Origin of the sequence: Marinobacter xestospongiae (assembly GCF_023156385.1) — a bacterium.
Lineage (GTDB): Bacteria > Pseudomonadota > Gammaproteobacteria > Pseudomonadales > Oleiphilaceae > Marinobacter > Marinobacter xestospongiae.
Map to the genome: position 1 here is coordinate 79,394 of NZ_JAKZAK010000019.1, position 26,013 is coordinate 105,406.

General features: G+C 64.9%; 23 protein-coding genes. 11 read left to right on the forward strand and 12 right to left on the reverse strand.

The features are described from left to right. Positions 1 to 6: 6 nt before the first annotated feature. Entirely contained in the window at positions 7 to 1,512 is a 1,506-nt protein-coding gene (ppx, locus tag MLD24_RS14410) for an exopolyphosphatase (protein WP_248167457.1), read from the reverse strand. Between the two features lie 370 nt (positions 1,513 to 1,882). Here ppx and trxA point away from each other — a divergent pair, with 370 nt between their 5' ends. Further along, positions 1,883 to 2,209 (forward strand): thioredoxin TrxA, encoded by a 327-nt coding sequence (gene trxA, locus MLD24_RS14415; RefSeq protein WP_227173566.1) that lies wholly within the window; start codon positions 1,883 to 1,885, stop codon positions 2,207 to 2,209. A gap of 88 nt (positions 2,210 to 2,297) precedes the next feature. Beyond that, a complete protein-coding gene (gene mobA / locus MLD24_RS14420) occupies positions 2,298 to 2,870 on the forward strand; it encodes a molybdenum cofactor guanylyltransferase MobA (protein ID WP_248167401.1) in 573 nt (190 codons plus the stop codon). Here mobA and MLD24_RS14425 read toward each other — a convergent pair. The 4 genes from MLD24_RS14425 to moaB are packed head-to-tail and all read right to left on the reverse strand — an operon-like array spanning position 2,867 to position 5,398. Further along, entirely contained in the window at positions 2,867 to 3,343 is a 477-nt protein-coding gene (locus MLD24_RS14425) for a molybdenum cofactor biosynthesis protein MoaE (protein ID WP_248167404.1), read from the reverse strand. The genes mobA and MLD24_RS14425 overlap by 4 nt on opposite strands. A 3-nt stretch (positions 3,344 to 3,346) precedes the next feature. Beyond that, positions 3,347 to 3,607: a molybdopterin converting factor subunit 1 gene (gene moaD, locus MLD24_RS14430; protein WP_248167405.1), complete on the reverse strand. Its 261-nt coding sequence runs from the start codon at positions 3,605 to 3,607 to the stop codon at positions 3,347 to 3,349. Between the two features lie 4 nt (positions 3,608 to 3,611). Beyond that, positions 3,612 to 4,826 (reverse strand): molybdopterin molybdotransferase MoeA, encoded by a 1,215-nt coding sequence (locus MLD24_RS14435; RefSeq protein ID WP_248167406.1) that lies wholly within the window; start codon positions 4,824 to 4,826, stop codon positions 3,612 to 3,614. Further along, a complete protein-coding gene (moaB, locus tag MLD24_RS14440; RefSeq protein ID WP_227173575.1) occupies positions 4,826 to 5,398 on the reverse strand; it encodes a molybdenum cofactor biosynthesis protein B in 573 nt (190 codons plus the stop codon). Before moaB ends, MLD24_RS14435 begins: the two co-directional genes overlap by 1 nt. Before the next feature lie 347 nt (positions 5,399 to 5,745). Here moaB and rho point away from each other — a divergent pair, with 347 nt between their 5' ends. The 3 genes from rho to MLD24_RS14455 all read left to right on the forward strand — a co-directional run bounded on the left by rho (position 5,746) and on the right by MLD24_RS14455 (position 9,662). Beyond that, positions 5,746 to 7,008, forward strand: a complete 1,263-nt coding sequence (gene rho, locus MLD24_RS14445; protein WP_248167407.1) for a transcription termination factor Rho — start codon at positions 5,746 to 5,748, stop codon at positions 7,006 to 7,008. 145 nt (positions 7,009 to 7,153) lie between these two features. Next, positions 7,154 to 8,650, forward strand: coding sequence for a 4-hydroxy-3-polyprenylbenzoate decarboxylase (ubiD, locus tag MLD24_RS14450; RefSeq protein WP_248167408.1), 1,497 nt, complete (start codon positions 7,154 to 7,156; stop codon positions 8,648 to 8,650). 1 nt (position 8,651) lies between these two features. Then, a complete protein-coding gene (locus tag MLD24_RS14455) occupies positions 8,652 to 9,662 on the forward strand; it encodes an FAD-binding oxidoreductase (protein WP_248167409.1) in 1,011 nt (336 codons plus the stop codon). A gap of 35 nt (positions 9,663 to 9,697) precedes the next feature. Here MLD24_RS14455 and MLD24_RS14460 read toward each other — a convergent pair whose 3' ends face one another. From MLD24_RS14460 to MLD24_RS14485, 6 genes are all read right to left on the reverse strand, one after another. Beyond that, on the reverse strand, positions 9,698 to 10,939 hold the full coding sequence (locus MLD24_RS14460; RefSeq protein WP_227173583.1) for a heme biosynthesis protein HemY: 1,242 nt from the start codon (positions 10,937 to 10,939) through the stop codon (positions 9,698 to 9,700). Further along, entirely contained in the window at positions 10,936 to 12,039 is a 1,104-nt protein-coding gene (locus MLD24_RS14465; protein WP_248167410.1) for a uroporphyrinogen-III C-methyltransferase, read from the reverse strand. The genes MLD24_RS14460 and MLD24_RS14465 overlap by 4 nt, the downstream gene beginning before the upstream one ends. 47 nt (positions 12,040 to 12,086) lie before the next feature. Next, a complete protein-coding gene (locus tag MLD24_RS14470; protein ID WP_248167411.1) occupies positions 12,087 to 12,899 on the reverse strand; it encodes a uroporphyrinogen-III synthase in 813 nt (270 codons plus the stop codon). Then, positions 12,880 to 13,821, reverse strand: coding sequence for a hydroxymethylbilane synthase (hemC, locus tag MLD24_RS14475; protein WP_248167412.1), 942 nt, complete (start codon positions 13,819 to 13,821; stop codon positions 12,880 to 12,882). Before hemC ends, MLD24_RS14470 begins: the two co-directional genes overlap by 20 nt. Before the next feature lie 93 nt (positions 13,822 to 13,914). Next, positions 13,915 to 14,667 carry a LytR/AlgR family response regulator transcription factor gene (locus MLD24_RS14480; protein ID WP_227173590.1) on the reverse strand — a complete coding sequence of 251 codons (753 nt, stop codon included), beginning with the start codon at positions 14,665 to 14,667 and terminating at the stop codon, positions 13,915 to 13,917. Between the two features lie 13 nt (positions 14,668 to 14,680). Continuing rightward, positions 14,681 to 15,769: a sensor histidine kinase gene (locus MLD24_RS14485; RefSeq protein ID WP_394373253.1), complete on the reverse strand. Its 1,089-nt coding sequence runs from the start codon at positions 15,767 to 15,769 to the stop codon at positions 14,681 to 14,683. 123 nt (positions 15,770 to 15,892) lie between these two features. Between MLD24_RS14485 and argH the strand changes: the two genes are divergently transcribed. Continuing rightward, on the forward strand, positions 15,893 to 17,287 hold the full coding sequence (argH, locus tag MLD24_RS14490) for an argininosuccinate lyase (RefSeq protein ID WP_248167418.1): 1,395 nt from the start codon (positions 15,893 to 15,895) through the stop codon (positions 17,285 to 17,287). 38 nt (positions 17,288 to 17,325) lie between these two features. On the opposite strand, the gene MLD24_RS14495 is transcribed toward argH, so the two are convergent. Next, complete coding sequence (locus MLD24_RS14495; RefSeq protein WP_248167420.1) at positions 17,326 to 19,761, reverse strand: EAL domain-containing protein; 2,436 nt, start codon at positions 19,759 to 19,761, stop codon at positions 17,326 to 17,328. 109 nt (positions 19,762 to 19,870) lie between these two features. Between MLD24_RS14495 and MLD24_RS14500 the strand changes: the two genes are divergently transcribed. The 5 genes from MLD24_RS14500 to MLD24_RS14520 all read left to right on the forward strand — a co-directional run bounded on the left by MLD24_RS14500 (position 19,871) and on the right by MLD24_RS14520 (position 26,002). Beyond that, complete coding sequence (locus tag MLD24_RS14500) at positions 19,871 to 22,732, forward strand: class I adenylate cyclase (RefSeq protein WP_248167423.1); 2,862 nt, start codon at positions 19,871 to 19,873, stop codon at positions 22,730 to 22,732. Positions 22,733 to 22,796: 64 nt separating this feature from the next. Next, entirely contained in the window at positions 22,797 to 22,946 is a 150-nt protein-coding gene (gene lptM / locus MLD24_RS14505) for an LPS translocon maturation chaperone LptM (protein ID WP_227173598.1), read from the forward strand. Between the two features lie 30 nt (positions 22,947 to 22,976). Next, on the forward strand, positions 22,977 to 24,227 hold the full coding sequence (lysA, locus tag MLD24_RS14510) for a diaminopimelate decarboxylase (RefSeq protein ID WP_248167425.1): 1,251 nt from the start codon (positions 22,977 to 22,979) through the stop codon (positions 24,225 to 24,227). A 5-nt stretch (positions 24,228 to 24,232) separates the two neighbouring features. After that, positions 24,233 to 25,237: a diaminopimelate epimerase gene (gene dapF / locus MLD24_RS14515; protein WP_248167427.1), complete on the forward strand. Its 1,005-nt coding sequence runs from the start codon at positions 24,233 to 24,235 to the stop codon at positions 25,235 to 25,237. Between the two features lie 18 nt (positions 25,238 to 25,255). Next, positions 25,256 to 26,002, forward strand: coding sequence for a DUF484 family protein (locus MLD24_RS14520; RefSeq protein WP_248167429.1), 747 nt, complete (start codon positions 25,256 to 25,258; stop codon positions 26,000 to 26,002). Positions 26,003 to 26,013 lie beyond the last annotated feature (11 nt).

Genomic DNA, 26,013 nt, shown 5'->3' on the forward strand with positions numbered 1-26,013 from the left:
CGGTGCTCACGCCAGAATGAGCTGCAGGTCCTGGCGGGTCAGGTAGTCCCGTTCATTCTCCAGGTCCGCCCGGGTCAGTGGACGGTCTGCCAGCCAGTTGTCCGGCAGTGTCAGGGTCAGGCTGTTGGCGTCGGCGCTGAGTCGGAAATCCGGCGGCGGTTCCTGATTGCGGGGGTGCTGGATCAGCACCGCCAGCCGGATCAGCACGCACAGATAGCGCAGACGGCCATGGTCATCCGGGTCGGCGTTCTCGAACACCGCCGACGAGAACTTGCGGCGGTGACCCCGAACCAGGGTGGCCAGTTCACGCTGGAACTGCTGGGTAAAGCCCGGCAGGTCGGAATACTGCAGCAGGTAGGCGCCGTGCTTGTGGTACTGGCTGTGGGAGATGGTCAGGCCAATCTCGTGCAGGCGACAGGCCCAGCGCAGCACGTCTTCGTCGTTGTCACTGTTGATCTGCCAGCTGTCGGCAACCTGGCGCCAGGCGGCGATGGCGGTCTCCTCGACGGCGCGGCCATGGTCCTGGTCAACGTGGTAGCGTTCCTGCAGCGCCTGAATGGTGCGCTCGCGAACGTCCTCGTGCTGGATACGGCCGACAATGTCATACAGCAGGCCTTCCCGCAGCGCGCCCTCGGCGAAGCGCATTTCCTCAATCCCCAGCGATTCGAACGCCGCGTAGAGAATGGCGAAACCGGCCGGGAACACGCTGTGGCGTTCCGTTCGCACGCCCAGCTCCGACAGCCGTTCCACCCGGCCCATGTCCACCAGCCGCTTGCGCAGCTCCCGCATGGCCTTGAAGGTGATGGTGCCGTCGGTGATGCGCAGCGCTGCCAGAGCATTGGCAATGGCCTTGATGGAGCCGGAGGAACCGACCGCGCTGCTCCAGCCCAGGCGCCGGTACTGGCTGCGGATGTGCAGCAGCTCCTGGGCGGCGTGGGTGATGGCGCGATCCATCTGCCGGCGACTGATGCGGCCGTCGGCGAAGTGGCGGTTGCGGAAAGACACGCAGCCCATGTGGAGGCTTTCCAGCTCCCGGGTTTCAAAGCGTTCACCGATAATGAACTCGGTGCTGCCGCCGCCAATGTCGATCACCAGCCGTCGGCCGGCGTCATCGGACAGGGTGTGGGACACCCCCAGGTAAATCAGGCGGGCCTCTTCGCGGCCGGCGATGATCTCGACCGGAAAGCCCAGTACCTGCTCGGCACGGTGGATGAAACCGGCGGCGTTGCGGGCCACCCTCAGGGCGTTGGTGCCGACGATCTGCACGGCCGAGGCGGGCATGCCGCTGAGTCGCTGGGCAAAGCGGCTGAGGCAGTCGAGGGCCCGCTGCTGGGCGGCTTCGGTGAGATTGTTGTCGGCATCCAGGCCGGCTCCGAGCTGGACCTTCTCACCCATCTTCTCAAGGGTTCGGATTTCGCCGTGCACCAGGCGGGCCACGACCATGTGGAAACTGTTCGACCCCATGTCGATCGCGGCAATGACATCGGGTTCGGTGGCGGTATCGACGGCCATCACGGCTGACTACTTCCTCTTGCCGGCTTGGAAAGGCGTGGGGCCAGGGCGGCCCCGGGGCAGCGGGATACCGGAAGGTTCCCCTAGCGACATCGAATGCTGCGACAACTATAAGGCAATGCCCGGTGGCTGTCAGTAGTCGCTTTCCATGATCCGGCGATAGTCGGCCCCTTCACATCCGGTTGAGCAATCGCGTAAAGTAATAACTAATCTCGTCGGTGGTGCTGGCCGTATTGGTCCGGTGTTCACCGCAGGTAAGCCGGGGCCGTGGCAAGGCCATGCGACCCCGTCCAAATCAGTCCATAGCGTAGCCCCAGGCTGGCCGACGTCGGCTTCATGGGGACAGATGCGCCGTAATCAGGAAAAGGCAATGAGCGGAAATATCGTAAATGTGACCGATGCGTCTTTCGAGCAGGAAGTACTGCAGGCCGATACGCCGGTACTGGTGGATTACTGGGCCGAATGGTGCGGTCCCTGCAAGATGATCGCGCCGGTGCTGGAAGAGATTGCCGATGAGTACGACGGCAAGCTCAAGATCTGCAAGCTCAACATTGATGAGAACGAGCAGACTCCGCCCAAATTCAACATTCGCGGTATCCCGACCCTGATGCTGTTCAAGAACGGCAACGTCGATGCCACCAAAGTGGGCGCCCTGTCCAAGTCACAGCTGGCAGCCTTCCTCGACAGCAACCTCTGATCGGTCTGTCGAACCCGACAAAGCCGCCCCTGAGTCGCTTCACGGGCGGCTTTGTTGTGTCTTGGCGGCAGCCATTGCGGGAGTGAATATGACCATTGCCGGACTGTTGCTGGCCGGAGGGGAATCCCGGCGCATGGGCGGTGACGACAAGGGCCGCCTGGCCTGGCAGGGGACCCCCATGGCAAGCCGGGTGGCGGCCACGATGACGGCGGTGGTGCCGGCGCTGATTGTCAGTGCCAACCGCCATCCGGCGTTCTATCGGTCGCTGGGGCGGTGGCTGGTTTCCGACCCGCCAGGCCTGCGCTGGCAGGGACCGCTGGCCGGGCTGCTGGCAGGGCTGGAGTGTGCCCGTCAGGAGGGCTTTGCGGCGGTGCTGGTCTGTCCCTGCGATACGCCCACGGTGACGCCATCGCTGCTGGCCCATGTGCTGGCGGCCTACCACGAGGCCCCCGAGCGGCCGCTGATGGCGGAGGTGGACGGCCGCGTTCACCCCCTGCACGGGGTGGTGCCGGTGGCTCTGGCGGACGATCTGGCGGCGTACCTGGCAACGGGCGAACGCCGGGTGTTCCGTTTCTTCCGCCAGCACGGCGGGCGGCAGGTGAACTGTGACGTCTTTGCGTCCCAGTTCACCAATCGCAATACACCGGATGACTTATGCTAGTCGTCGCCAGGATCGCTCTGGTGCCAGCGGGCACCGCGTTCGCGGTCGCTGTCTTTCTGCTCCACCCAGTGCTCGCCATCGCGGGTGAGCTCTTTCTTCCAGAACGGCGCTGACGTCTTCAGCGCATCCATCAGGAATTCGCAGGCCGCAAAGGCATCCGCCCGATGGCTGCTGCTGACCCCCACGAAGACGATCTGCTCGCCCAGCGTCAGGGTGCCAACCCGGTGGATCACCCGGGCGCTCTGGATGTCCCAGCGCTCCCGGGCGTCGCCAATCAGCCCGTGGATCACCTGTTCGGTCATGCCGGGGTAGTGTTCCAGGAACAGCCCGGTGACATTGCTATGGTCGCCGTAGTCCCGCACCAGTCCGGTAAAGGTGGCGATTGCACCGGTGGCGTTGCTGGTCTGGCGCAGCTGTTGAAGCTGTTCTGCGGCGTCGAAGTCGGCGGATGCCACCAGGACATGGTCGGTCATGGCTCAGCCTCCGGTGACCGGTGGAAAAAACGCCACCTCGTCCCGGTCCTGCAGGGGCGTGGCGTTCTTGGCCATGGCCTGGTTAACGGCCGCCAGTACCGGCCGCTCGCCGGTCAGCAATTGCCACGGCGCTCCCCGCTCCGCCAGACGCTGTTTCAGTTCCGCCAGGGTCAGGTTGGCGGGGATGGTCACGGTTTCCTGTTCGGTTCCCAGCTGCTCCCTGAGGCGGGCAAAGTAGTGCACGGTGATGGTGACGTCGGTCATCGGTTCACTCCAGCAGGTCGGCAAAGCTGTAGTAGGTGATCAGGTCGCCCTCCGCCACCGTGGTGTGCTCGGGCACCACCGCCAGGCCCTCAGCCCAGCAGGCGGAGCTGAGCATGCCGGAACTCTGGTTGGGGTAGACCACCACCTGCGGCTGACCGTCCTTGAGTTCCTTGCGGGCCCGCAGGAATTCGCGGCGGATGGACGGCACGTCGACGGCAAAACCGGCCGGTAGTGACTGCGCAGAGATCGGATCACCGCTGCGTCCCTGGCGCCGATGCAGGTAAGGCAGGGCCAGCACCAGGCCCGTCACCAGCACGGCGGCCGGGTTGCCGGGCAGCCCCAGCACCGGTGTGCCGGCCAGGTGGCCGTAGGCCAGCGGTTTGCCCGGTTTGATGGCCAGTCGCCACAGCGACAGTTCACCCTGATCCTCGAGAACCGCGCGAATGTGGTCTTCCTCGCCGACCGACACACCGCCGCTGGTGATGATCAGGTCGGCCTCCGCCGCCGCCTCGGTGAGGGCCTGCTCGGAAAAGGCCCGATCGTCCGGCAGGGTCTCGCAGCGCACGACGTTACAGCCGGTGCGCGCCATCAGTCCCAGCAGGGTGAAGCGGTTGGAGTTGTAGATCTGTCCCGGGGCCAGCGCCTGGCCGGGCTCCACCAGCTCGTCGCCGGTGGTGAACACCGCCACTTTCAGGCGCCGATACACGGTGACTTCGGCAATGCCCATGGAGGCCAGCAGCCCCAGCTCCTGGGGACGCAGGCGTACGCCGGCTGCCAGGGCGGTATCGCCCTCGCGCAGATCCTGGCCGCGGCGACGGATGTTCTGTCCCGGCTCCAGATCGGCCAGCAGGTAGACCTGGCCATCGACCCGTTCGGTGCGCTCCTGCATGATCACCGCATCGGCGCCCTCCGGGACCTCCGAGCCGGTGAAAATGCGCGCGGCCGCCCCTTCCGGCAGCGGTTCCGGAGCCTGGCCGGCGGCAATGCGGCCACGCACCGGCAGCGCGCGACCGGCCACCAGGTCGGCGGTGCGCACCGCGTAACCATCCACCGCACTGTTGTCGGCGGGCGGAACATCGGCCGGTACCTGCTGCGCCTCGGCCAGTACCCGTCCGAGGGCGTCGGCCAGGGGCAGGGTTTCGGTGTCTGTTACCACTCCGGCGTCGGCAAACAAGTGCGCCAGGGCGTCGTCAACGGAGGTCAGATTACCGACGGCCATCAGCGCACCGCCTTGTCGCCGATGACTTCCTGCAGCCGCTGCACCGGGCGGTCCGGTTTGCGCTGCAGCAGGCCGACGAAGTTGCAGGGCTTGTGGGTGGCGGTGAGCTGATCCCGCAGGATGCCCTCCCAGCCGGTACGGCAGGCGCCGGTGGAGCCGGGCAGGCAGAAAATCACGGTGTGGTTGGCAAGGCCACCAAAGGCCCGGGACTGTACCGTGGAACTGCCGATGTCGGTCTGGGACAGCCGGCGGAACTCTTCGCCGAAGCCGTCGATGGTCTTGTCCAGCAGCGGCATCACCGCCTCTGGCGTGCTGTCACGCTCGTGGAAGCCGGTGCCGCCAGTGATGATCACGGCGTGAATATCCGGCGCCGCGACCCATTGGGAGATCAGCGCCCGCACCAGGTAGATGTCGTCTGGCAGGATGCGACGGGCGATGAGCTGGTGGCCTGCGGTCAGTACGCTGTCTTCCAGGTACTGGCCGGAGGTGTCCTGCTCGACGCCGCGGCTGTCGGACACGGTGAGTAGGGCGATGTTAAGGGCATGGTTGCCGGCCTGGGTATGACTGGTCATCCGTCACATTGCTCCGAAAGTTGGTTGAGTTCCCGGCCTATTGGCCTTGTCGTAACCGTTGGCTTGCCTTAAGCTCTCAGTATCCCGATCACAGGGCGGGATTGGAAGGGCTGGTATTGACCCCGGTTGTTGCTATAATGATCAACGATTTGAGGCCGCCAGTACTTGACATTGCACAACGACCTGGTGAAAGATCACTCAGTCTGACGGGCTGACATCTCTCTCAGCCTCTGGCCTTTAGCTCCATTTTCTTTATTTTTGGCCCCTGACATGGCCGGGACGGCCAGTTTCGTACCCCCTGTCCCCTCTAACCCTGATTATTTCCATTCTTGAATGCCTAACAACTTATGAATCTTACTGAACTCAAGCAGAAATCCGTGCCCGAACTGCTCGATATTGCGCAGGAAATGGGTCTCGACAACCTGGCTCGCTCCCGCAAGCAGGATGTCATTTTTTCCATCCTGAAGAAGCACGCCAAAAGCGGCGAAGACATCTACGGTGATGGCGTACTGGAGATTCTGCAGGACGGTTTCGGCTTTCTGCGCTCGGCGGACGCCTCCTACCTGGCGGGCCCGGACGACATCTACGTCTCTCCCAGCCAGATCCGTCGATTCAACCTTCGCACCGGTGACACCATTGCGGGCAAGATCCGGCCGCCGAAGGATGGCGAGCGTTACTTCGCGCTGCTGAAAGTCAGCGAAATCAATTTCGACAAGCCGGACAACGCCCGCAACAAGATTCTGTTCGAGAACCTGACGCCGCTGTTCCCGGAAGAGCGTCTGGCGCTGGAAGCGGGTAACGGCAGCACCGAGGACCTGTCATCGCGGGTTCTGGATCTGGTGTCGCCCATCGGCAAGGGCCAGCGGGGGCTGATCGTATCACCACCCAAGGCCGGTAAGACCCTGCTGATGCAGAACATCGCCCAGTCCATCACCCGCAACAACCCTGAATGCCATGTGATGGTACTGCTGATCGATGAGCGTCCGGAGGAAGTCACCGAAATGCAGCGCACCGTGCGCGGCGAGGTGATCGCGTCCACCTTTGACGAGCCGCCGGCGCGTCACGTTCAGGTCGCCGAGATGGTGATCGAGAAGGCCAAGCGGCTCGTAGAGCACAAGAAGGACGTGGTGATCCTGCTGGACTCCATTACCCGTCTGGCCCGTGCCTACAACACCGTGATTCCGTCGTCTGGCAAGGTGCTGACCGGTGGTGTAGATGCCCACGCCCTGGAAAAACCCAAGCGCTTCTTTGGTGCCGCCCGGAATGTGGAAGAGGGCGGCAGCCTGACCATCCTGGCCACGGCGCTGGTGGATACCGGTTCCAAGATGGACGAGGTGATCTACGAGGAGTTCAAGGGCACCGGTAACATGGAAGTGCACTTGGACCGTCGCATTGCCGAGAAGCGAATCTACCCGGCGATGAACATCCGTCGCTCCGGTACCCGTCGTGAGGATCTGCTGATGGCCGAAGCCGATATCCAGCGGGTGTGGATTCTGCGCAAACTGCTGCACTCCATGGACGACGATACCGCAGCACTGGAGTTCCTGCTCGACAAGCTGCGGGAAACCAAGACCAACGACGAGTTCTTCCTGTCGATGAAGCGTCGATAAGACCGTCGGCGGTTCTGCCGCAACAGCTTGATTTTGAGATGAGATGGGGAGCTTCTTGTTGATACGGGGCTCCCCATTCTTGTTTTACCGACACCGTTTTTGATTCGCTGGCTGTCCCCGACCCAAGCCCAACCCGGAGCCTGACATGAAGTACCGCGACCTGCGTGATTTTATCGAGCAGCTCGAACAGCAGGGTGAGCTGAAACGCATCCGTACCGAAGTTGATCCCTATCTGGAAATGACCGAAATCTGCGATCGCACCCTGCGGGCGGGCGGTCCGGCGCTGTTGTTCGAAAACCCCAAGGGCCACCGCATGCCGGTGTTGGCCAACCTGTTCGGCACTCCCAAACGGGTGGCCATGGGGATGGGGCAGGACAACGTCACCGCGTTGCGGGAGATCGGCAAATTGCTGGCGTTTCTGAAGGAGCCGGACCCGCCCAAAGGGTTCAAGGACGCCATCGAAAAGCTGCCGGTGTTTCGCCAGGTGATGCGGATGAGCCCGAAGGTGTTGCGGTCGGCGCCCTGCCAGGAAGTGGTGATTGAGAAGGATCAGGTCGATCTCTACCAGATCCCGGTCCAGCACTGCTGGCCCGGCGATGCCGCGCCGCTGGTCACCTGGCCGCTGGTGATCACCCGCGGTCCCCACAAGGAGCGCCAGAACCTGGGTATCTACCGTCAGCAGCTGATCGGGCGCAACCGCTTGATCATGCGTTGGCTCAGCCATCGGGGCGGCGCGCTGGACTTCCAGGAATGGCAGCAGGCGCATCCCGGTAAGCCGTTCCCGGTCACCGTGGCGCTGGGGGCTGATCCGGCTACCATTCTGGGGGCGGTGACGCCGGTGCCGGATACCCTGTCGGAGTATGCCTTTGCGGGGCTGTTGCGCGGTGGCCGTACCGAGCTGGTGCAGGCCGGCGTGGGCGATTTGCAGGTGCCCGCCAGCGCCGAAATTGTGCTGGAAGGCTACATCTACCCGGATGATATGGCGCCGGAAGGGCCATTCGGTGATCACACCGGCTACTACAACGAAGTGGAGCAGTTTCCGGTGTTCACCGTGGAGCGTATCACCCACCGCCGTGACCCCATCTACCACAGTACCTACACCGGCCGGCCGCCGGACGAGCCGGCCATTCTGGGGGTGGCACTGAACGAAGTGTTCATTCCCATCCTGCAGAAGCAGTTCCCGGAGATCGTTGATTTCTACCTGCCCCCGGAAGGCTGTTCCTACCGGCTGGCGGTGGTGACCATGAAGAAGCAGTACCCCGGTCATGCCAAGCGGGTAATGATGGGGGTATGGTCGTTCCTGCGTCAGTTCATGTACACCAAGTTCGTGATCGTTACCGATGACGACGTCAATGCCCGGGACTGGAACGATGTTATCTGGGCCATCACCACACGGATGGACCCGGCCCGGGATACCACCCTGGTGGAAAACACCCCCATCGATTACCTGGACTTTGCCTCCCCGGTGGCGGGCCTGGGTTCCAAGATGGGGCTGGATGCCACCAGTAAGTGGCCGGGCGAGACCGACCGGGAGTGGGGTACCCCCATTGAAATGACCGCGGAGGTCCGCCAGCGCGTAGATGAGCTCTGGGACGAGCTGGGTATTGACGTCGTGGCCAGGGATGGCAGCGGATTATACTGACATGGCTGACATGACGGGGGCGCGGTTTCGCGTTACCCTGCGCCCCGCCGACTTGCGGTACCACGTCGCCCACGGAGAGGATCTGCTGACGGCGGCCACCCGGGCCGGCATTGCGGTACCCGCGGCCTGCCGCAACGGGGTGTGCGAGCTGTGCGAGGCACGGCTGCTGTGCGGGCAGGCGCGAAACACCCGCAACCAACAAGACATTGCCCCTGGCTCGCGGCTGATGCTGTGCCGGACGGTGGCGCAGGGGCCGCTGGAACTGGAGATTGACGCCGTTATGGCAGCAGGACAGAGCAAGCCGAACACCATGCAGGTCTCGGTGGTGGACATCGAACCCATCAGTCACGACGTCTACCGGGTCACCCTGAAACTGCCCCGGCGGCGGGAGCTGACCTTCCACGCCGGCCAGTACCTGTCGTTGCAGGTTCCCGATGCCGAGCCCAGCTACTTCTCCATCGCCAGCAGTCCGTCGGCCAGCGACATCGAGCTGCACATCCAGGTGTCGCCGGACTGGGGCTCTTCCCAGCGCATTATCGATGCCCTGAAAGCGTCCGACACGGTGACCCTGACCCTGCCCCACGGCAAGGCCTGTCTCGCCGCCGTTCCTGAACGTCCGTTGCTGCTGGTGGCGGCCGGTACCGGGTTCGCCCAGATGAAGAGCCTGGTGGACTACCTGCGGGAAAATAACTGCCAACAGCCGGTACGGCTGTACTGGGGGGTACGCCGCCACGAAGACATGTACCTGCGCACGCTGGCCCAGCAATGGCATGAAGAGTGGGCGCCGTTGAGCTTTGTGCCGGTGGTGGGTGACAACGAGGACAACGACTGGGCCGGTCACCATGACCAACTGGTGCGGTCGGTGCTCGCCTCCGGAGCGGACTGGCAGAATGTGGAAGTGCATGCCAGCGGCTCACCGGCGATGGTGTATACCCTGCTGGACGCCCTGCTGGACGCCGGGTTGCCACAAGACGCCTTCTTCTCCGACGTGCTGGAATACGCGCCGCGTTAGTACCGGGCGGCGCGCCCTTCTTTCAGCCTGGTGGTTTACGCCTTGGGCATCGGCAGGTCGGGCAGGCCGCTGTCTTTCACCAGCCCCTGCATCAGCAGCTTGACGCTGGTCTCGTCCTCGCCCATGTGGGCGTTGAGACGGCTCAGTTCCGCCATGGTTTCGCGGCTGCGACGCAGTCGCAGGCTGGTTTCAAAATACTCCCGGGCTTTGCCCCAGAGCTGGTTGCGCAGGCTGAGTCGGCCCAGCGCCAGCAGCAGTTCGGCGTTGTTGGGGCGGTCCTGTAACCAGCGTTCCGCCGCCAGCAGCTGTTCATCGGGCTTGTCACCCTGGAGCCGGCCATAGAGGTTGATCAGCTCGTCGCTCCAGTGATTGCGCAGTACCTTGCGCAGCAGGGTTTCGGCCTGGGCTTCGTCACCCAGCTCCGCCAGCAGTTGGGCGTATTCGCGGATGGTCTGCTCATCCCGGCGGACGCTGCCGGGCACTTCATCCCACAGCCGGGTCAGCGGCGTGAGTGAGCCTTCACCGGCTTCCGCTGACTGCCGGCGGCAGTCGGCCGCGGCCTTCTGCATCAGGTTGTGCCAGATGGTACGCTCCAGTTCCTCCCGCTCATCGTCGTCCACCAGCCCGCGTTTGCGCAGCTCTGGCAGCAGCTGGGACAGCTCGCGCCAGTCCTCCAGGCGGACGTAGGTATTCTTGAGCAGTTTCAGTACGAATGGGTGATGGGGTGCCTGCTTGCGCAGCCGTACCAGGGTGGCCAGAGCCGGCTCGAGACGGTTACCCGCCAGTTGCAGCTGGGCCTGGGTGATGCCCACGGCCATGTCTGATCCCGGGGTGCTGTCGAAGGCCTGACGCAGCAGTTCATCAACATTGTCGTGGTCGCCGGACTCGAAGGCCGCCTGGGCCGCCGCCAGATAGTTGATCAGTGGGGTATCGGCGTGGCTGGCGGAGGCTTCCAGCAGCTTGCGGGCCCGTGGCCAGTTGCCCTCGGCCAGGGCCAGTAGGCCCTGGGTGGTGCGACGGCGGGCGCGGCGGGCGTTGCCCTGGGCCAGCCAGCCGGTAACCAGGCTGGTGCGGTGAAACAGCCGTCGACTGAGGTTGGCCAGCATCAGCAAGGTCGCCACCAGAACCACCAGCAGGAACAACCCAACCCAGAAGTTGGTCTCGATCAGCCGGTTGCCCAGGCTGATGCGAATGTAGCCCAGGTCGTACTGGATGCCCATGCTGAGGGCGGTCCCCAGCAGCAGGGCGAACAGGATCAGCAGCAGGTAGCGGATCATTGGCCGTTGCCTCCCTCGCTGTCTGCCGACTCACTGCTTTCGGTGTTCAAGCGGCCGGACAGGCGGGCCTTGAGCAGCGCCAGGGATTCACTGATATCCGGCAACTCGGGGTCGACCTGTTTGCCTTCCAGCTCGGCCAGGGTGTCCAGCAGCGCGGTGATGCGGTTGTCGGTGCCATCGTACCACTGCTCGAGGGCGCCTCGGGCCTTGGCCAGGGCGCGGTCATACAGCACCTGGTTGCCCCGCAGCACCGCCAGTTCCGCTTCTTCCAGCATCAATTGCATGTTGAGGCGGGCGTAGGCGGCCTGTTCCGGCGACATCAGGGGCTGTACCGGCTGGTCCAGGCGCCGGTAGGAGACGGCGTTGCCCACAGTGGTCTTGACCTGTTGCCAGGCCCGGGCCCAGATGCCGGGATCGCCGGCGGCCGGGGTGGCCGGCTGGTCCTGGAACAGCGCAGGCCCTTCGCCCTGATAGAGTGTGTCGTCCGTCAGCTCCTGCATGCTGGCGATGGCGGCCTCCAGGGTGAGGTAGAGTCCGGTTCGATCAACGTCGCTGATGGCCTTGAGGGCCAGGACTTCCCGGGCCAGCTGCTTGCGGATGGTGAATACGCCGACGTCATCGGATTCCCGCAGCACCTTGTCGGCCTCGTTGAGCGCGGCCAGGGCGCCGCGAATGTCCTTCTCTACCTGCAGCCGCTGATTGGCAATGCGCATCAGGTATTCGGCTTCCGCCAGCAGCCAGTCGGTGCGGGTACGGTTGCCGGTGGCCAGCAGTTCGCGGGCGTTGTGGTCAATCTGGCGCTGGAAGGTGGCGAGCTGGCTTTGCTGGTTGCTCAGGCGCTGTTCCAGTGACTGCAGCCGGTCGGCCTGGCGGTCAGCGCCGGCGCCATAGCGCTGATCCAGTTGCTGATCGCTCTGTTGCAGTTCGCCCACGGTCTGTTGCAGTTGCTGTCGCCACTGCCACTGCTGCCAGTTCCAGACCGCCAGGGCGACCACAAGAATGAAGGTGAGCAGGGCCACCAGCCACAGCGGCCAGAGACGCTGACGCGGGCTGGGGGTGGATTCCACGGGCGCGGGCAGTTGGCTGTTTGAGTCAGTCACAGGCTTCCTTACTTGCTTGTCAGGCCCCGCTGGTGGGGCAAACCCGATTACCGGGCCGGAATGTCGGTATCCGGTGCGGTCGGGGCCAGATGCTGGGCAACGGCGGCAATCACCTGGTGGTCACTCAGCTCCGGGGGGATGCACAGGTTGTGGAATCCCGCCCGGGCTGCCTGATCGGCCACCCTCTGCACCGGCACAACCAGCAGTCGCTGGTACAGAGTATGGTCACTATTCTCACCCAGCGCGATGAAATTGTTCAATGTTTCTCCAGACAGCAGCACCACGGCATGAGGGTCGAAGTCCCGCAACAGGGTGTCCAGCTGCTGACCGGCATCGGCCGGACACTGGCGCCGGTACAGCGCCAGCGGTGTCACCTGGGCGCCCCGTTGCTGGAGGGTATCCCGCAGCAGCTCACGGCCGTTTTCGCCCCGGGCAAGCAGGACTTTCTGCCCGCTCAGCCGGGCCAGTTCCGGCAGCGCCAGCAGCGCTTCACTGTCTACCCCGGTGCTGGGCCAGTGAGGCTGGAGCCCGGCCTGCTGCAGCACCCGGGCGGTACCCTGGCCGACACCGTACCAGTGCAGGCCCAGTGGCAGCTGTGGCCACCAGGTGTCGATCAGTGCCAGTAACTGGCGGGCGGCGTAGGGGCTGACCGCGATGACGTGGTGGAACTGGTCGAGATTCTGGATCGCGGTCCGGGTGGCCGCGGTGTCCGGCAGCGGCAGTCGCTCCAGCAGGGGCAGGGCGCGGGCCTCGGCACCGGCGGCGTGAAACGCCGCCACCAGCCGGTCGGCTTCCGGCTGCGGTCGGCACACCAGCACCCGGCACCCGCGCAGGGGCGACTCAGCGTGGGGTGTGGCCATAGATCTCGGCCAGAATCCGGTCTGCACCCAGCCGCAGCAGGTCTTCGGCCAGTTCGCGGCCGAGGCGTTCACCCTCGCCACGGGGCGCCCGACCCTCGGCGCGGAGAATCTCGGTGCCATCGACGGAGCCCACCAGGCCGCGCAGCCACAGGGTGTCATCGTCTTCGAGCAGGGCATAGGCGGCGATGGGGACCTGGCAACCGCCTTCAAGGCGGTGGTTGAGGGCCCGCTCGGCGCGCACCCGGTCGGCGGAGTCCGGATGGTCGAGGGGCGCCAGCAGATCGATCAGCTCCTGGTCGTCGAGGCGGCACTCGATGCCGAGCGCGCCCTGGCCCACGGCCGGCAGCGACACGGTGTCCGGCATGGCGTTGCGGATGCGATCTTCAAAGCCCAGACGCTTGAGGCCGGAGCTGGCCAGGATGATGGCGTCGTAGTCGCCGGCGTCGAGCTTGGCCAGGCGGGTGTTGACGTTCCCCCGCAGGGTCCGAACCTGGAGGTCGGGGCGATGGGACCGCAACTGGGCTTCCCGGCGCATGCTGGCGGTGCCGACCACGGCGCCCTGGGGCAACTCCTCCACCGAGTTGTAGTGATTGCTGACGAAGGCATCGGTGGGGTCTTCCCGTTCACAGATCGCCACCAGACCGAGGCCTTCGGGGAATTCCATGGGCACGTCCTTCATCGAGTGCACCGCGAGATCGGCACGACCGTCGAGCATGGCTTCTTCCAGCTCCTTGACGAACAGGCCCTTGCCGCCAATCTTCGCCAGCGGCACATCGAGGATCTTGTCGCCCTGGGTCTTGATGCCCAGCAGCTCGACGGTGATGTGGTCGTGCAGGCGTTCCAGTTCCGCCTTGATGAATTCGGCCTGCCACAGCGCCAGGGCGCTGTTGCGGGTTGCAATGCGTAGGGTGCGTTTAGCCATGGTTGAATCGTTCGCCAAGTCGGTGAAAAGTTGCCGACAAGGTTAACGCGTTGAGTGGCAAATGTCCCGCCATCCGCGGCCGCGGATTTCGCCTCAGAGGCCGGCTCCGTCACCGTCCTGCAGGCGTTCGCGCACCGCGCTGGCATGACGCCGGCTGACCGGCAGGCGGGTGTCGTCCGTCAGCCGGGCGAACCAGTGGCCGCGACCGTCCCGCACCAGGCCCTGCAGGTAACGCAGGCCCACCAGGGTGTGACGATGGATCCGCAGTAGCCGTTCCGGGTACCCCTGTTCCAGTTCCTTGAGGGTGTGGTCGGTCACCGTTTCGCCGCGGTCGTGATGAATGGTGACGTATTTCTGGTCGGCCTGGCAGTAGTGCACCTGGTTGATGTCGATCAACTCGGTACCGCGGTGGGTTTTTACCGCCAGTTGGCCGGCATCGTCGTCCTGGCGTTGTTGCAGTGCCCGCAACTGCACCCGGTTGACGCGACCGGCGCGGGCCAGGGCATCGGCCAGCGCCTGTTGCCGTACCGGTTTGAGCAGGTAGGACACCGCCTGGACGTTGAAGGCATCAATGGCGTAGTGGTCAAAGGCGGTGCAGAAGATCACTGCCGGCGGATTGTCGAGGTTGCTGAGGTGTTCCGCGGCTTCCAGCCCGTCCATGCCGGGCATGCGGATATCCAGCAGCACCACGTCCGGGGCCAGTTCGGCCACCCGGGCGAGGACGTCGTGGCCGTCTGCCGCTTCGCCGCAGACGTGGAACCCGGGCAGGGCGTCCACCAGGCGGCGCAGCCGGTCGCGGGCCAGGGGTTCGTCGTCGGCAATCAGAAGGCGTTGGTCGGTGGTCATGGCGTTGTCATGGTCAGGGGGTTCGGGTGGATCGGTGGCTGGGTACCCGCTGTCGGGGCAGCCTCAGGGTGACGGTATAGATGTCGTGCTGGTGGCTCTGCTTGAGCACCGCCGTTTCGCCGAACAGCGCCTGCAACCGGGCCTGGATGTTGGCCAGCGCCATGCGGTTGCCGTCGTGGCGGCTCTGGTCGGTCTGGGGGCGGGGGTTCTGTACCAGCAGGTAGGCGAACTCGCCGCGCTGGTAACCTTCAATGCGCAGGGTGCCGCCGTCGGGGCAGGGCTGAATGCCGTGGTAAATGGCGTTCTCCACCAGCGGCTGCAGCGTCAGTGGCGGAATGGCCTGCTGGTCGAGCTCCGGGGCCACCTGCCAGTCGACGGTCAGGCGATCGCCGAGCCTCAGCCCTTCCAGCATCAGGTAGTTGCGACACAGGCCCAGTTCCTCGGACAGGCTGATCAGCCGGTCCTGGGCCTTCAGGCTGGCGCGGAACAGTTCTGACAGGTCCAGCACGGCGTCTTCCGCCAGGTCCGGCCGGCTGCTGATCAGGCTGGCGATGGTGTTCATGCTGTTGAACAGGAAGTGCGGGTGGATGCGGGCCTGCAGGGCCGCCAGCCGGGCCTGCATCTCGGCCTGCTTCTGTTGCTGCCACTGGGCCTGCAGGTAAAAGTAGCGCAGCGCCATCAGGGTGATGATCAGTGCCGCCAGCAGCTTCTTGCCGATGGCCATCCAGCCGTTGACGCCGGGTTCCGGGTGCAGCATGTTGTCGGCGAACAGGCTGAAGATGAACACGTCGGCGAGCACGATCAGGGTGATCAGGGTGCTGGCGCGGGCCACCGACAATCGGGCCAGCAGGCCCCGCAGCGGGCAGATAATGGCGGCGCTGGTGAGGGCGGTCCACTGCACGAACAGCGACAACAGGCCAAAGTAGTTCCAGTCGATCCAGGTGTTTTCACTGTGCATCACCGCCAGCAGCAGCACCATCAGCTCGCTGCTCACCAGCAGCAGGAACACCGCCCGCACCCGACACAGGTCGGGGACGAAAAAATCATTGACCGGGTCATCCCGGCGGGGCGTGGCTCGGCGTTGCCGTTGGCTCATGGGCATCCTGTCGCTGTCGGTTCCTTGTTCGCTGGCGCCCGGGTGGGCGAGCGGTCCGTCGAGAGTGCTATAATCCCCCGATTTCACCCATGTCCGCAAATGCCGGGCCCTCTGCAGGAACGAGAGACCATGACGGATTCCAACACCACCTCCGAGAAACCCTGGGGCGGTCGCTTCAGCGAACCCACGGACGCTTTTGTTGAACGGTTCACCGCCTCGGTCGGTTTTGACCAGCGGCTGTACCACCACGATATTACCGGGTCCATCGCCCACGCCACCATGCTGGCGGAAGTCGGCGTGCTGACCGCCGAGGAGAAAACCCAGATCATCGAGGGGCTGGAAGCGGTCAAGGCCGACATCGAAGCTGGCGAATTCCAGTGGTCGGTGAGCCTGGAGGACGTTCACATGAACGTCGAGGCGCGACTGACCGACCGTATCGGCGTCACCGGCAAGAAACTCCATACCGGCCGCAGCCGCAACGACCAGGTCGCCACCGACATCCGCCTTTACCTGCGTGACGAAATCGACGTCATCGCCGAGGAACTGCAGCGTCTGCGCGCCGGTCTGCTGGATCTGGCGGAGCGGGAAGCCGACACCATCATGCCCGGCTTCACCCATCTGCAGACCGCCCAGCCGGTCACCTTCGGCCACCACCTGCTGGCCTGGTACGAGATGCTGGTCCGGGATGCCGAACGGCTGCTGGACTGCCGCAAGCGGGTCAATGTGATGCCCCTGGGCGCAGCGGCGCTGGCGGGCACCACCTACCCGATTGATCGCAGCATCACCGCCCGTCTGCTGGGCTTCGACCGACCCACCGAGAACTCCCTGGATTCGGTCAGTGATCGCGATTTCGCCATCGAATTCTGCAGTTTCGCGGCCCTGCTGATGACCCACCTGTCCCGCTTCAGCGAAGAGCTGGTGCTGTGGACCTCGGCCCAGTTCGACTTCATCGACCTGCCGGACCGCTTCTGCACCGGCTCATCGATCATGCCGCAGAAAAAGAACCCGGACGTGCCGGAACTGGTCCGTGGCAAGACCGGTCGCGTCAATGGCCACCTGATCAGCCTGCTGACCCTGATGAAAGGCCAGCCGCTGGCCTACAACAAGGATAACCAGGAAGACAAGGAGCCGCTGTTCGACACCGTCGACACCGTCAAGGGCTGCCTGAAAGCCTACGCCGACATGGTGCCGGCGATTGTCGCCAAGGCCGACAACATGCGCGAAGCCGCCCGCAAGGGCTTCTCCACCGCCACCGATCTGGCGGATTACCTGGTGAAAAAAGGCGTACCGTTCCGTGATGCCCACGAAATCGTTGGCAAGGCGGTGGCGTTCGGGGTGGCAGAGTCCCGCGACCTGTCCGAGATGACCCTGGCGGAGCTGCAGAAATTCTCCGACATCATCGCCGAGGACGTGTTCGAGGTGCTGACCCTGGAAGGATCGGTCCAGGCCCGGGATCACCTCGGCGGCACCGCGCCGGACCAGGTCCGGGCCGCGGTGGCACGGGCACGCCAGCAGCTGGGCTGAGCCCGGACTGCGGGTGCGGTATCGGCCGCTGGCGCCCGTCAGCCGCCGATACGGCCGGTTTCCAGGTCCACCACCGCCGGCGTCAGGTCGGCCAGGGGCCTGGGTCGATGCAGGCGGTAGCCCTGGCCGAAGTGAATGCCCAGGGCCCGAATCCGCCGCAGGGTGTCGTCGTCCTCAATGAACGGCGCCACCGTTGCCTTGCCCGCGCCTTCGGCGATCTTGTGCAGGGCCTCCACCATCACCTGCTGGACCGGGTCCCGCTCCAGCTGCTGCACCATTTTCTGGTCAAGCTTGATGATGTCCACCGGCAATCGCGCCGCCAGGGTGTAACTCTCCACCGATGCACCGGCGCCGTCGAGGGCAACCCGACAGCCGAGCTCGTGGAGCGCATCGCAGAGCACGGCCACCTCATCCGGGTACTGGGTGGCGTGAGCCTCGCTGACTTCCAGACAGAAACTCTGATTGGGAAACGCCGAGGCCGCCAGCTGGGTCTGGAGGAATTCGGCAAAGCCGTCGTCCAGCACCGAGGCCAGTGACAGGTTGAAGCCACAGTACTTCAGCCGCGGCTCCAGCAACCGGTGTCGGCCGAGCCAGTCCAGGGTCTGGCGAATCACCTCGCGGTCGATGCGTTTGGCCAGATCAAAGCGTTCCGCCACCGGCAGGAAGTCCCCCGGTCGCAGCAGGCCGTCGCCGTCCGGGTTCTGGAATCGCGCCAGGATTTCAATGTGATCGCCCCAGGTGACGCTGCTGACCGGACGCAGTGACTGGTATTCCAGCACCAGGGTGTGCTGGTCCAGGCACTGGTGGATGTGGCTGAGCAGGCGTCGGGCCTCGGATTCCTGCAGTGCCTCGGAGTCGGCGTAGGCCGCGTGCAGGCGGTTGCGGCCCGCCACCTTGGCGGTGTGGCACAGGTCTGCCGCCTGGGACAGCAGATCCTTGGGTGCTTCTGCCAATCCTTCCCCCATCAGCAACAGGCCGGCGCTGGCGGTGGTGGACAGCTGCTGACCCTGCCATTCAAAGACAAACTCTTCGATCAACTCGAGGATGTTGGCGGCCACTTTGCGGGCCTCCGCCTCGGCGCAATTCTCCAGCAGCAGTGCAAAGGTGTCGCCGGCCAGGCGGGCGAGGGCGTCCCGCTGCCGCACCTTGAGTCCAATGGCGGAGGCCAGCTCCCGCAGGTAGCGATCGCAGGTGCCGCTGCCGGCGGTGTCGTTGAAACTGGTGAAGTGGTCGAGGTCAAGGTAGAGCAGGGCGCCGCCCTGGGCATGGCCGCTTTCCAGCCATTTGCCGGTGCGGGCGAGGAATTCCCGCCGGTTGAGCAGTCCGGTGATGGGGTCGTGGCTGCTGAGATAGGCCCGCCGCCCGCCACTGCGAACCTTGTCGGTAATGTCGCGGGCGACATGTACGGCCCCCAGGGTTTCGCCGTCCCGGCTGCGCAGCAACTGGTAATGCACTTCAAACACCGGCGCGCCACTGTGGCGGGTGGTCAGCGGCATTTCCACGGTGAAGCCTTCGCGTTCGAAGGTGCGATGCCAGAGTCGCTCCAGCAGTCGGCGGTCGTTGGGCCAGGCCTGCAACAGTTCCGCCAGGCTGTCGCCCACTTGCGGCAGGCATTCATAGGTCGCCTCGAAATGATGGCGGTAGGCGTCGTTGCAGCAGATCAAACGCAGCTCGCGATCCACCGCCACGACCAGGTCCTGGCTGGCGCCGAGGATGGCGCCGAGCAGCTCCCGGGCTTCGTTGGCGGCGCGTTCCTGCTGCTGGGTGGCTGTCTGGTCCACCAGGGTGCCGGCCAGACGCACGACCTGGCCGTCCTCGTGAAAGGCGCGGCCGGTGAGCCGGACCCGACGCAGATTCTGGCGGGCGGTGATCAGATCAAAGGTGTGGTCGAAGCCCTGCCCGGTGCGGATGCAGCGGCGGAACAGGGCGCGTACCCGGGGCTGGTTGCCCTGGCAGTAGAACAGCGCCTGTTCGGGGGTGATGTCGCAGCCCGGGCGCAGTTCCAGCAGGCTGAACAGACCTTCGCTCCAACTGACCTGATTGCTGGCCAGGTCCAGTTCCCACAGCCCCAGCCCGGCCGAGGTTTCCATCATCTGTAGTAGCCGCGGGTCCAGCTGCAGGCCGTCCCGCCACACAATGCGGGCATCGGCGGGCTGGTCGGCGTCACGCTGCTCCAGGCGGAGGGCGACTTCGGCGGTAAAGAAGTAGCCGTCGTTATGACGCAGGGTAATGGTGACCGGATGGCCGAGGCGGAACTGGTGACGATGACCGCTGGCGAAGGGGTCGTCCTGGCGGGTGGCAATCAGGCGGCTGACCGGGCAGTCGCGCAGGTCGCCGTGGCCATAGCCCAGCAGGACTTCGGCGTCGGCATCGGCGTAGGTGATGCGACCGGTGTCATTGACCCGCAGCAGGCCACGGCGACCGCTGGTGTCCTGCGGGTCGCTGCGGTAGCGGCGAATGTAAAATTCTTTCACGGCGTCGGCTCCTCCGGAGGGCAGAGGTTTCTTTCTTATTCTGAATTTGCCACGATGCAGTCATCATACTGATTCCAGTCCCAGAAAGAACCTCTCCCGCGGAGATACCGTGACCGCCCACACACGCCCGATCGCGCTCGACTTTGACGAGGGCATAGACCGCAAGACCCTGCGCCGGTTGCGGGACCGGTTTCTGGTGGTCAATCGCGCTCGCTGGCAGCGGGCGCATTCGGCGCTGACCTACCGCCAGCAGGTGGTGCTGGATATCCTGCCGCTGGTGTTTCACCTCAACCACCCGTCGCTACCTGGTTACCTGGACCGGGACTGTCCCTATGGTCTCAGCCATTACCAGCCGGGTGACGAGGCGCTGGGAGCGGCCCAGCGGCTGGCGCGGTCGTTTGCCTACCGCGATACCGGCAAGCGTCGCCCCGATCTGCACGGGTTGTTCCTGATGGGCAGTCCCGGCTCGCTGGGGCATTCGGTGGCCAGCGATCTGGATGTCTGGCTGTGCCATGACCCGCAGCTGCCGGCGGGGGCGGTGGCCCAGCTCGAACGCAAGGCCGAGGCGGTGTCGGCCTGGGCCGAGAGTTACGGTGTCGAGCTGCATGTCTTTGTATTTTCCGCCGACGACTGGCGCCAGCGCCAGCAACGGGCGGAGGTGACCGGCGAAAACTGCGGCAGCGCCCAGCACTACCTGTTGCTGGATGAGTTCTACCGTACCGGCATTCACCTGGGCGGGCGTTATCCGCTGTGGTGGCTGGTACCGGTGGCGGACGAGCCGGACTATCAGGCCCGGCTGCGGCAACTGGTGGACTGTCGCTTCATCCGTGCGGACGAATACATCGATTTCGGTTCGGTGCCCCGGATTCCGGAGGAGGAGTTCCTCGGTGCCGGGGTCTGGCAGCTCTACAAAGGCATCGATTCGCCCTGGAAGTCGATTCTCAAACTGCTGCTGATTGAATGCTACGCCAGCCACCGGGACGCCGGCCCGCTGGCGCTGACCTTCAAGGCGGCGGTCTACGGCGGTGAGACCCGGGCCGATTACCTTGATCCCTATGTGTTGCTGTACCAGCGCCTGGAGCAGTGGCTGCTGGCGGAAGAGGCGCCGGACCGCCTCGAGCTGGTGCGGCGCAGCCTGTACCTCAAGGTGGGGCTGCCGCTGACCCGCACCGAACACAGCGCCGAAGGCTGGCAGGGCTGCCTGCTGAACCGGCTGGTGGCGGCGTGGGAGTGGGATCGCAAGACCCTGTCGTTCCTCGATAACCGCCAGCGCTGGCGGGTGGAGGACGTGATCCAGATGCGGCGGCTGGTGGTCAACGAGTTGACCCACAGTTATCGGCTGCTGTCGCGCCTGGCCCGGGACCACGGCAGCGCCGCGGCCATCAGCCAGCGTGACATGAACCTGCTGGGCCGCAAATTGTACGCGGTGTTCCAGCGCAAGGCCGGCAAGGTTGAGCTGATCAACCCCAACCTGGCGCCGTCGCTGGAAGAAGAGAACCTGTCGTTCCACCACGCCTCGGAGCAGGGTGGTAACGCCAACGGTGGCTGGCGTCTGTACCGGGATCTGGAGAACCCGGCCGACGCCTTCTGGCAACCGGTCATCCGGCGGGCCCAGAGTCTTACCGAGCTGGTGCTGTGGTGTCACTGCAATGGCCTGCTCTCCCGTGCCACTCGTCTGAATGTCCGGGCCGGGGAGACCGCCGCCAGTGTTGCCGAAACCCGGGAAATGCGGGAGGCGCTGGAGGCGGCCCTGCCAGTGCCGCTGCAACCGCCATCGCGGGAGGCGCTGCAACGGCCGGCCCGTCCGGCACGGCTGGTGCTGCTGGTGAACGTGGCGCTGGACCCCCAGGCCCGGCTGACCGAACGGGGACTGCACAAGCTCAGCAGTCGCAGCGATTCGCTGGGCTTCAGTGGGGGCCGTGAAAACCTGGTCCAGGGCATCGACCAGGTGACCTTCAATACCTGGCACGAGGTCAGCCTGCAGCATTACGCTGCCGGCGACACCCTGATCCAGTGCCTGAAGAACGTGCTGGCGATGGTGGCGGCGACACCGGAAGCGATGCCGGAACTGACCGTGCACAGCGACAGTTCCGGCCATGGCCCGATCATCGCCCGGCGAGTGTCGGCGCTGTTTGCTGATGTCATGCGTCAGTTCTTTGCCGGTGGCCTGGGGCCGCACCCGCTGCGCTACGTCATCGAGGTGGACCGGCGTTACTTTGTATTGCAATTCAGTGACCGCGAACCCGGTTTCACCGTGGTGGACAGTGTCGAGGCGTTGCTGACGCATCTGGGCAGTCCGCAACCGGGTTATGTGCCGGTGGTGTTCGATCGCCAGGCACTGCTGGACGACCCGGCGCTGCGCGCTGTGTGCCAGGCCAGCGAGCCGGAATCGGTGCAGGTGTTCTATCAGGTTCAGGGGCGCCGGGTGCGGTTGTGGGTGGTGGATGAGGTCGGGTCGCTGTTCCACTGGCAGCAGGCCTTTGTTTCCCGTCGCCAGTTGCTGATGCCGTTGTTGCGTTTTCTCGATACCCTCATTGAGCGTCGTCAGTTGCGGCGTTCGCTGGGCGGATTTGGCGATATCTCCGGTATCCGCTGCTACGAACTGGTGGCCCGGGATGGCCAATGGCTGGCGGAGCGGCGCCAGGTGTCGGCCGACGAGCCCGCCCGCCGGGTGCTGGAGGTGCAGGCGGTTGGGGTGCGCCAGGATGGTGCCGGGCTGGCCTTCGATCTGTACTGCAACGACCAGGAGTTCGCCGCCCAGGAATATGGTGACCGGCTGATGGCCGCGGTGGCCCACTACATTCGCTCGCTTCGTCCCAGCGGTGAACCCTACCCGGTCTATCTCAATGACGTGCACCTGCCCCATGACCTGGAACCCATGGCCTATCAGCAGGATCTGCAGACCTGTCAGTACCTGTCCTACCGCCACCGGCTCGAGACCGAACTCAACCGCGCCCTGGGCAATGCCTGACCTCGCCCCGTGATGGCGGACTCAGGTATACTCGATTCAATTTGCAACTTAGGGGTGGCCGTCAATGAGGCTTCAACGACTTGCCATGATTCTGCTGCTGTTCACCGCCCTGATCGGCTGTGGCCAGAAAGGCGCCTTGTACCGGGACGCCGGGCCTGAACAGGCGCCCGCGGCGGCGGCAGAGCCGGCCGATCGCGACGGGCGCCAGCGCTGACGCCGACCCCGCAACCTGTCAGGACTATCGATGGATCATTTCAACTACCGCAACGGTGAGCTGTTTGCGGAAGACGTGGCGGTGGCCGACCTGGCCGAGCGCTTTGGCACCCCCGCCTATATCTATTCCCGCGCCACCCTGGAGCGCCATTACCAGGCCTATCACAAGGCCCTCGGCGATCGACCGGGGTTGATCTGTTACGCCGTCAAGGCCAACAGCAATCTGGCGGTGCTGAACGTGCTGGCACGACTGGGTGCCGGTTTTGACATCGTCTCTGCCGGTGAGCTGGAACGGGTGATCCGTGCCGGCGGTGATCCGGCCAAGGTGGTGTTCTCCGGGGTGGGCAAGCAGCCCTGGGAGATGCGTCGGGCGCTGGAAGCCGGGGTGCATTGCTTTAATGTTGAATCCGACACCGAGCTGGATCGTCTCAACGTGGTGGCGGCGGAGCTTGGCGTCAAGGCGCCGGTGTCACTGCGGGTCAACCCGGACGTGGACGCTGGCACCCACCCTTACATTTCCACCGGGCTCAAGGAAAACAAGTTCGGTATCGATATCACCCAGGCGCCCGCGGTATACGCTCGCGCTGCGGCCATGAGTAACCTGGAGATCATCGGGGTGGATTGCCACATCGGCTCCCAGCTCACCACGGTGGCGCCGTTCCTCGACGCCCTGGATCGGGTGCTGGCGCTGGTGGACACGCTGGCGGAGCAGGGCATCCACATCCGGCATCTCGATATGGGCGGTGGCCTGGGGGTGCGGTATCAGCAGGAGCAACCACCGGAGCCCTACGAGTACGTCAGCCAGCTGGTTGAGCGTCTGGGTGACCGGTCGCTGGCGCTAGTGCTGGAGCCGGGGCGGTCGATTGCCGCCAACGCCGGCATCCTGGTGACCCGGGTGGAATTCCTCAAGCGTACCGAACACCGCAATTTTGCCATCATCGATGCCGCCATGAACGACCTGATCCGGCCGGCCCTGTACAGCGCCTGGCAGGACATCGTGCCGGTGCACCAGCGCGAGGATGAGCCCGAACAGCAGTGGGATCTGGTGGGGCCGGTGTGTGAAACCGGCGATTTCCTCGGCAAGGAGCGCCCGCTGAAACTGCGGGACGGCGACCTGTTGGCGGTCCGCTCCGCGGGCGCCTATGGTTTTGTCATGAGTTCCAACTACAACACCCGTAACCGGCCGCCGGAGCTGATGGTGGACGGCGCTGATGTGCACGTGGTGCGGCGCCGGGAAACCCTGGACGACCAGCTGGCGCCAGAAAGCTGCCTGCCGGAGTAAACGGGATGAGCCAGAATCGACGGGGGCCGCGTTCGCCCCTGATCACGTTTACCAAGATGCACGGTCTGGGCAACGACTTCATGGTGATCGACGCCATCAGCCAGCCGTTCCGGCTGCGCCCGGAAATGATCCGCACCCTGGCGGACCGGCATTTCGGGGTCGGTTTTGACCAGCTGCTGGTGGTCGAGCCGCCCGGCCAGCCGGACGTGGATTTCCGTTACCGCATCTTCAACAGTGACGGCTCGGAAGTGGAGCAGTGCGGCAATGGCGCCCGCTGTTTTGCCCGCTTTGTGCGTGACCGCCGGCTCACCAACAAGAAGGTGATCCGGGTCCAGACCGCCAAGGGCGTGATCGAGCTGCGGCTGGTGAAAGATGGCCTGGTGGCGGTGGACATGGGCGTACCCGAATTAGAGCCGGCTGCGATTCCGTTTGTGGCGGACAGCCGTCAGCACACCTACCCGGTGCGGGTGGGCGAGCAGACCGTGACCCTCAGCGCGGTGTCCATGGGCAATCCCCATGGCGTGCTGCTGGTGGATGACGTCGATACCGCGCCGGTTGCCACCCTGGGGCCGGCACTGGAAAGCCACACCTGTTTCCCGGCCCGCGCCAACATCGGTTTCCTGCAGATTGTCGATCGCGGCCACGCCCGTTTGCGGGTTTTCGAGCGCGGCAGCGGCGAAACTCTGGCATGTGGCAGTGGCGCCTGTGCCGCGGTGGTCGCCGGCCGGTTACGGGGGCTGCTCGATGAGCGAGTGGAGGTTCGCTTACCTGGCGGCCCGCTGATCATCGAATGGCGGGGTGACGGGGCCCCTGTTATGATGGAAGGTCCGGCCACCAGCGTCTTTGAGGGACAGTTGCGACTCCCGGCCGAACCCGCCAGCCGTGGTCGCCGTCAGCGGCGCCCCGCTGACAACAAGCGTAAATCCGAGACAAAACGCCCACCCGAGGGCCGGGGCCGATCACGCCAGCGTTCGCGGGTGAGCGCTGAAGCCGGTCCCGCACGGGACTGATCCTGAAAGGAGAAGGCAATGACAGATCAAACGGCCCGCAAGAAGGCCGGGGACCTGAGCCGCGAGGCGGTCGCCGATTACCTGCGTGACCACCCGGATTTCTTCATCGGCCAGGACGAGTTGCTGCGCAGCCTGACCCTGCCCCATGACAGCGGACGGGCGATCTCCCTGGTGGAACGGCAGGTTCACCTGTTCCGGGAACAGCGCGACACCCTACGCAAGGAGCTGGTGGAGCTGGTCGCCATCGCCCGCCACAATGACCGCCTGTTCGAGAAGAGCAAGCGCCTGGTGCAGCAGGTGATTGAGGCCGGTAGTCTGAACGAGATGGCGGCAGCGATTGACGACAGCATCCGTGGCGACTTCGGCCTCGATGCCGCGTCGGTTCTGCTGTTCAGTGACCAGCCGCTGCCGGTCAGCCCCCAGGGGCCGTTGCAGGTGGTGTCTCCGGAACAGGCGGAAGCCCGCCTCGGTAACTGGCTGGACGGTGACCGGGCGGTGTGTGGGCAGTTCAAGGAAAGTGAACGCAATTTCCTGTTCCCGGACCGGGACCAGCCGGTGGCGTCGGTTGCCCTGGTGCCGCTGCGGGACGCCAAGGTACGTGGCGTGTTTGCCATCGGCAGCTGCCAGCCGGGTTACTTTGACCAGAGCATGGGGTCGCTGTTCCTGACCTACATCAGTGATACTCTCAGCCGACTGTTGCCTTCCATGATGCATCGTCACGGCGTGCCCCCGACGGTCGTCGATGTGGTGGCGGAGAACCCCTGACCGTGCCCCAG

Excerpts from the sequence above, each read along its gene's own strand:
- MLD24_RS14425 (WP_248167404.1), bottom strand. The coding sequence starts at position 3,343 with ATGACCGACCATGTCCTGGTGGCATCCGCCGACTTCGACGCCGCAGAA.
- moaB (WP_227173575.1), bottom strand. The coding sequence starts at position 5,398 with ATGACCAGTCATACCCAGGCCGGCAACCATGCCCTTAACATCGCCCTA.
- ppx (WP_248167457.1), bottom strand. The coding sequence starts at position 1,512 with ATGGCCGTCGATACCGCCACCGAACCCGATGTCATTGCCGCGATCGAC.
- MLD24_RS14455 (WP_248167409.1), top strand. The coding sequence starts at position 8,652 with ATGGCTGACATGACGGGGGCGCGGTTTCGCGTTACCCTGCGCCCCGCC.
- mobA (WP_248167401.1), top strand. The coding sequence starts at position 2,298 with ATGACCATTGCCGGACTGTTGCTGGCCGGAGGGGAATCCCGGCGCATG.
- dapF (WP_248167427.1), top strand. The coding sequence starts at position 24,233 with ATGAGCCAGAATCGACGGGGGCCGCGTTCGCCCCTGATCACGTTTACC.
- MLD24_RS14520 (WP_248167429.1), top strand. The coding sequence starts at position 25,256 with ATGACAGATCAAACGGCCCGCAAGAAGGCCGGGGACCTGAGCCGCGAG.
- MLD24_RS14435 (WP_248167406.1), bottom strand. The coding sequence starts at position 4,826 with ATGGCCGTCGGTAATCTGACCTCCGTTGACGACGCCCTGGCGCACTTG.
- rho (WP_248167407.1), top strand. The coding sequence starts at position 5,746 with ATGAATCTTACTGAACTCAAGCAGAAATCCGTGCCCGAACTGCTCGAT.
- moaD (WP_248167405.1), bottom strand. The coding sequence starts at position 3,607 with ATGACCGACGTCACCATCACCGTGCACTACTTTGCCCGCCTCAGGGAG.
- hemC (WP_248167412.1), bottom strand. The coding sequence starts at position 13,821 with ATGGCTAAACGCACCCTACGCATTGCAACCCGCAACAGCGCCCTGGCG.
- MLD24_RS14485 (WP_394373253.1), bottom strand. The coding sequence starts at position 15,769 with ATGCCCATGAGCCAACGGCAACGCCGAGCCACGCCCCGCCGGGATGAC.
- lptM (WP_227173598.1), top strand. The coding sequence starts at position 22,797 with ATGAGGCTTCAACGACTTGCCATGATTCTGCTGCTGTTCACCGCCCTG.
- lysA (WP_248167425.1), top strand. The coding sequence starts at position 22,977 with ATGGATCATTTCAACTACCGCAACGGTGAGCTGTTTGCGGAAGACGTG.
- MLD24_RS14480 (WP_227173590.1), bottom strand. The coding sequence starts at position 14,667 with ATGACCACCGACCAACGCCTTCTGATTGCCGACGACGAACCCCTGGCC.
- argH (WP_248167418.1), top strand. The coding sequence starts at position 15,893 with ATGACGGATTCCAACACCACCTCCGAGAAACCCTGGGGCGGTCGCTTC.
- ubiD (WP_248167408.1), top strand. The coding sequence starts at position 7,154 with ATGAAGTACCGCGACCTGCGTGATTTTATCGAGCAGCTCGAACAGCAG.
- MLD24_RS14460 (WP_227173583.1), bottom strand. The coding sequence starts at position 10,939 with ATGATCCGCTACCTGCTGCTGATCCTGTTCGCCCTGCTGCTGGGGACC.
- trxA (WP_227173566.1), top strand. The coding sequence starts at position 1,883 with ATGAGCGGAAATATCGTAAATGTGACCGATGCGTCTTTCGAGCAGGAA.
- MLD24_RS14470 (WP_248167411.1), bottom strand. The coding sequence starts at position 12,899 with ATGGCCACACCCCACGCTGAGTCGCCCCTGCGCGGGTGCCGGGTGCTG.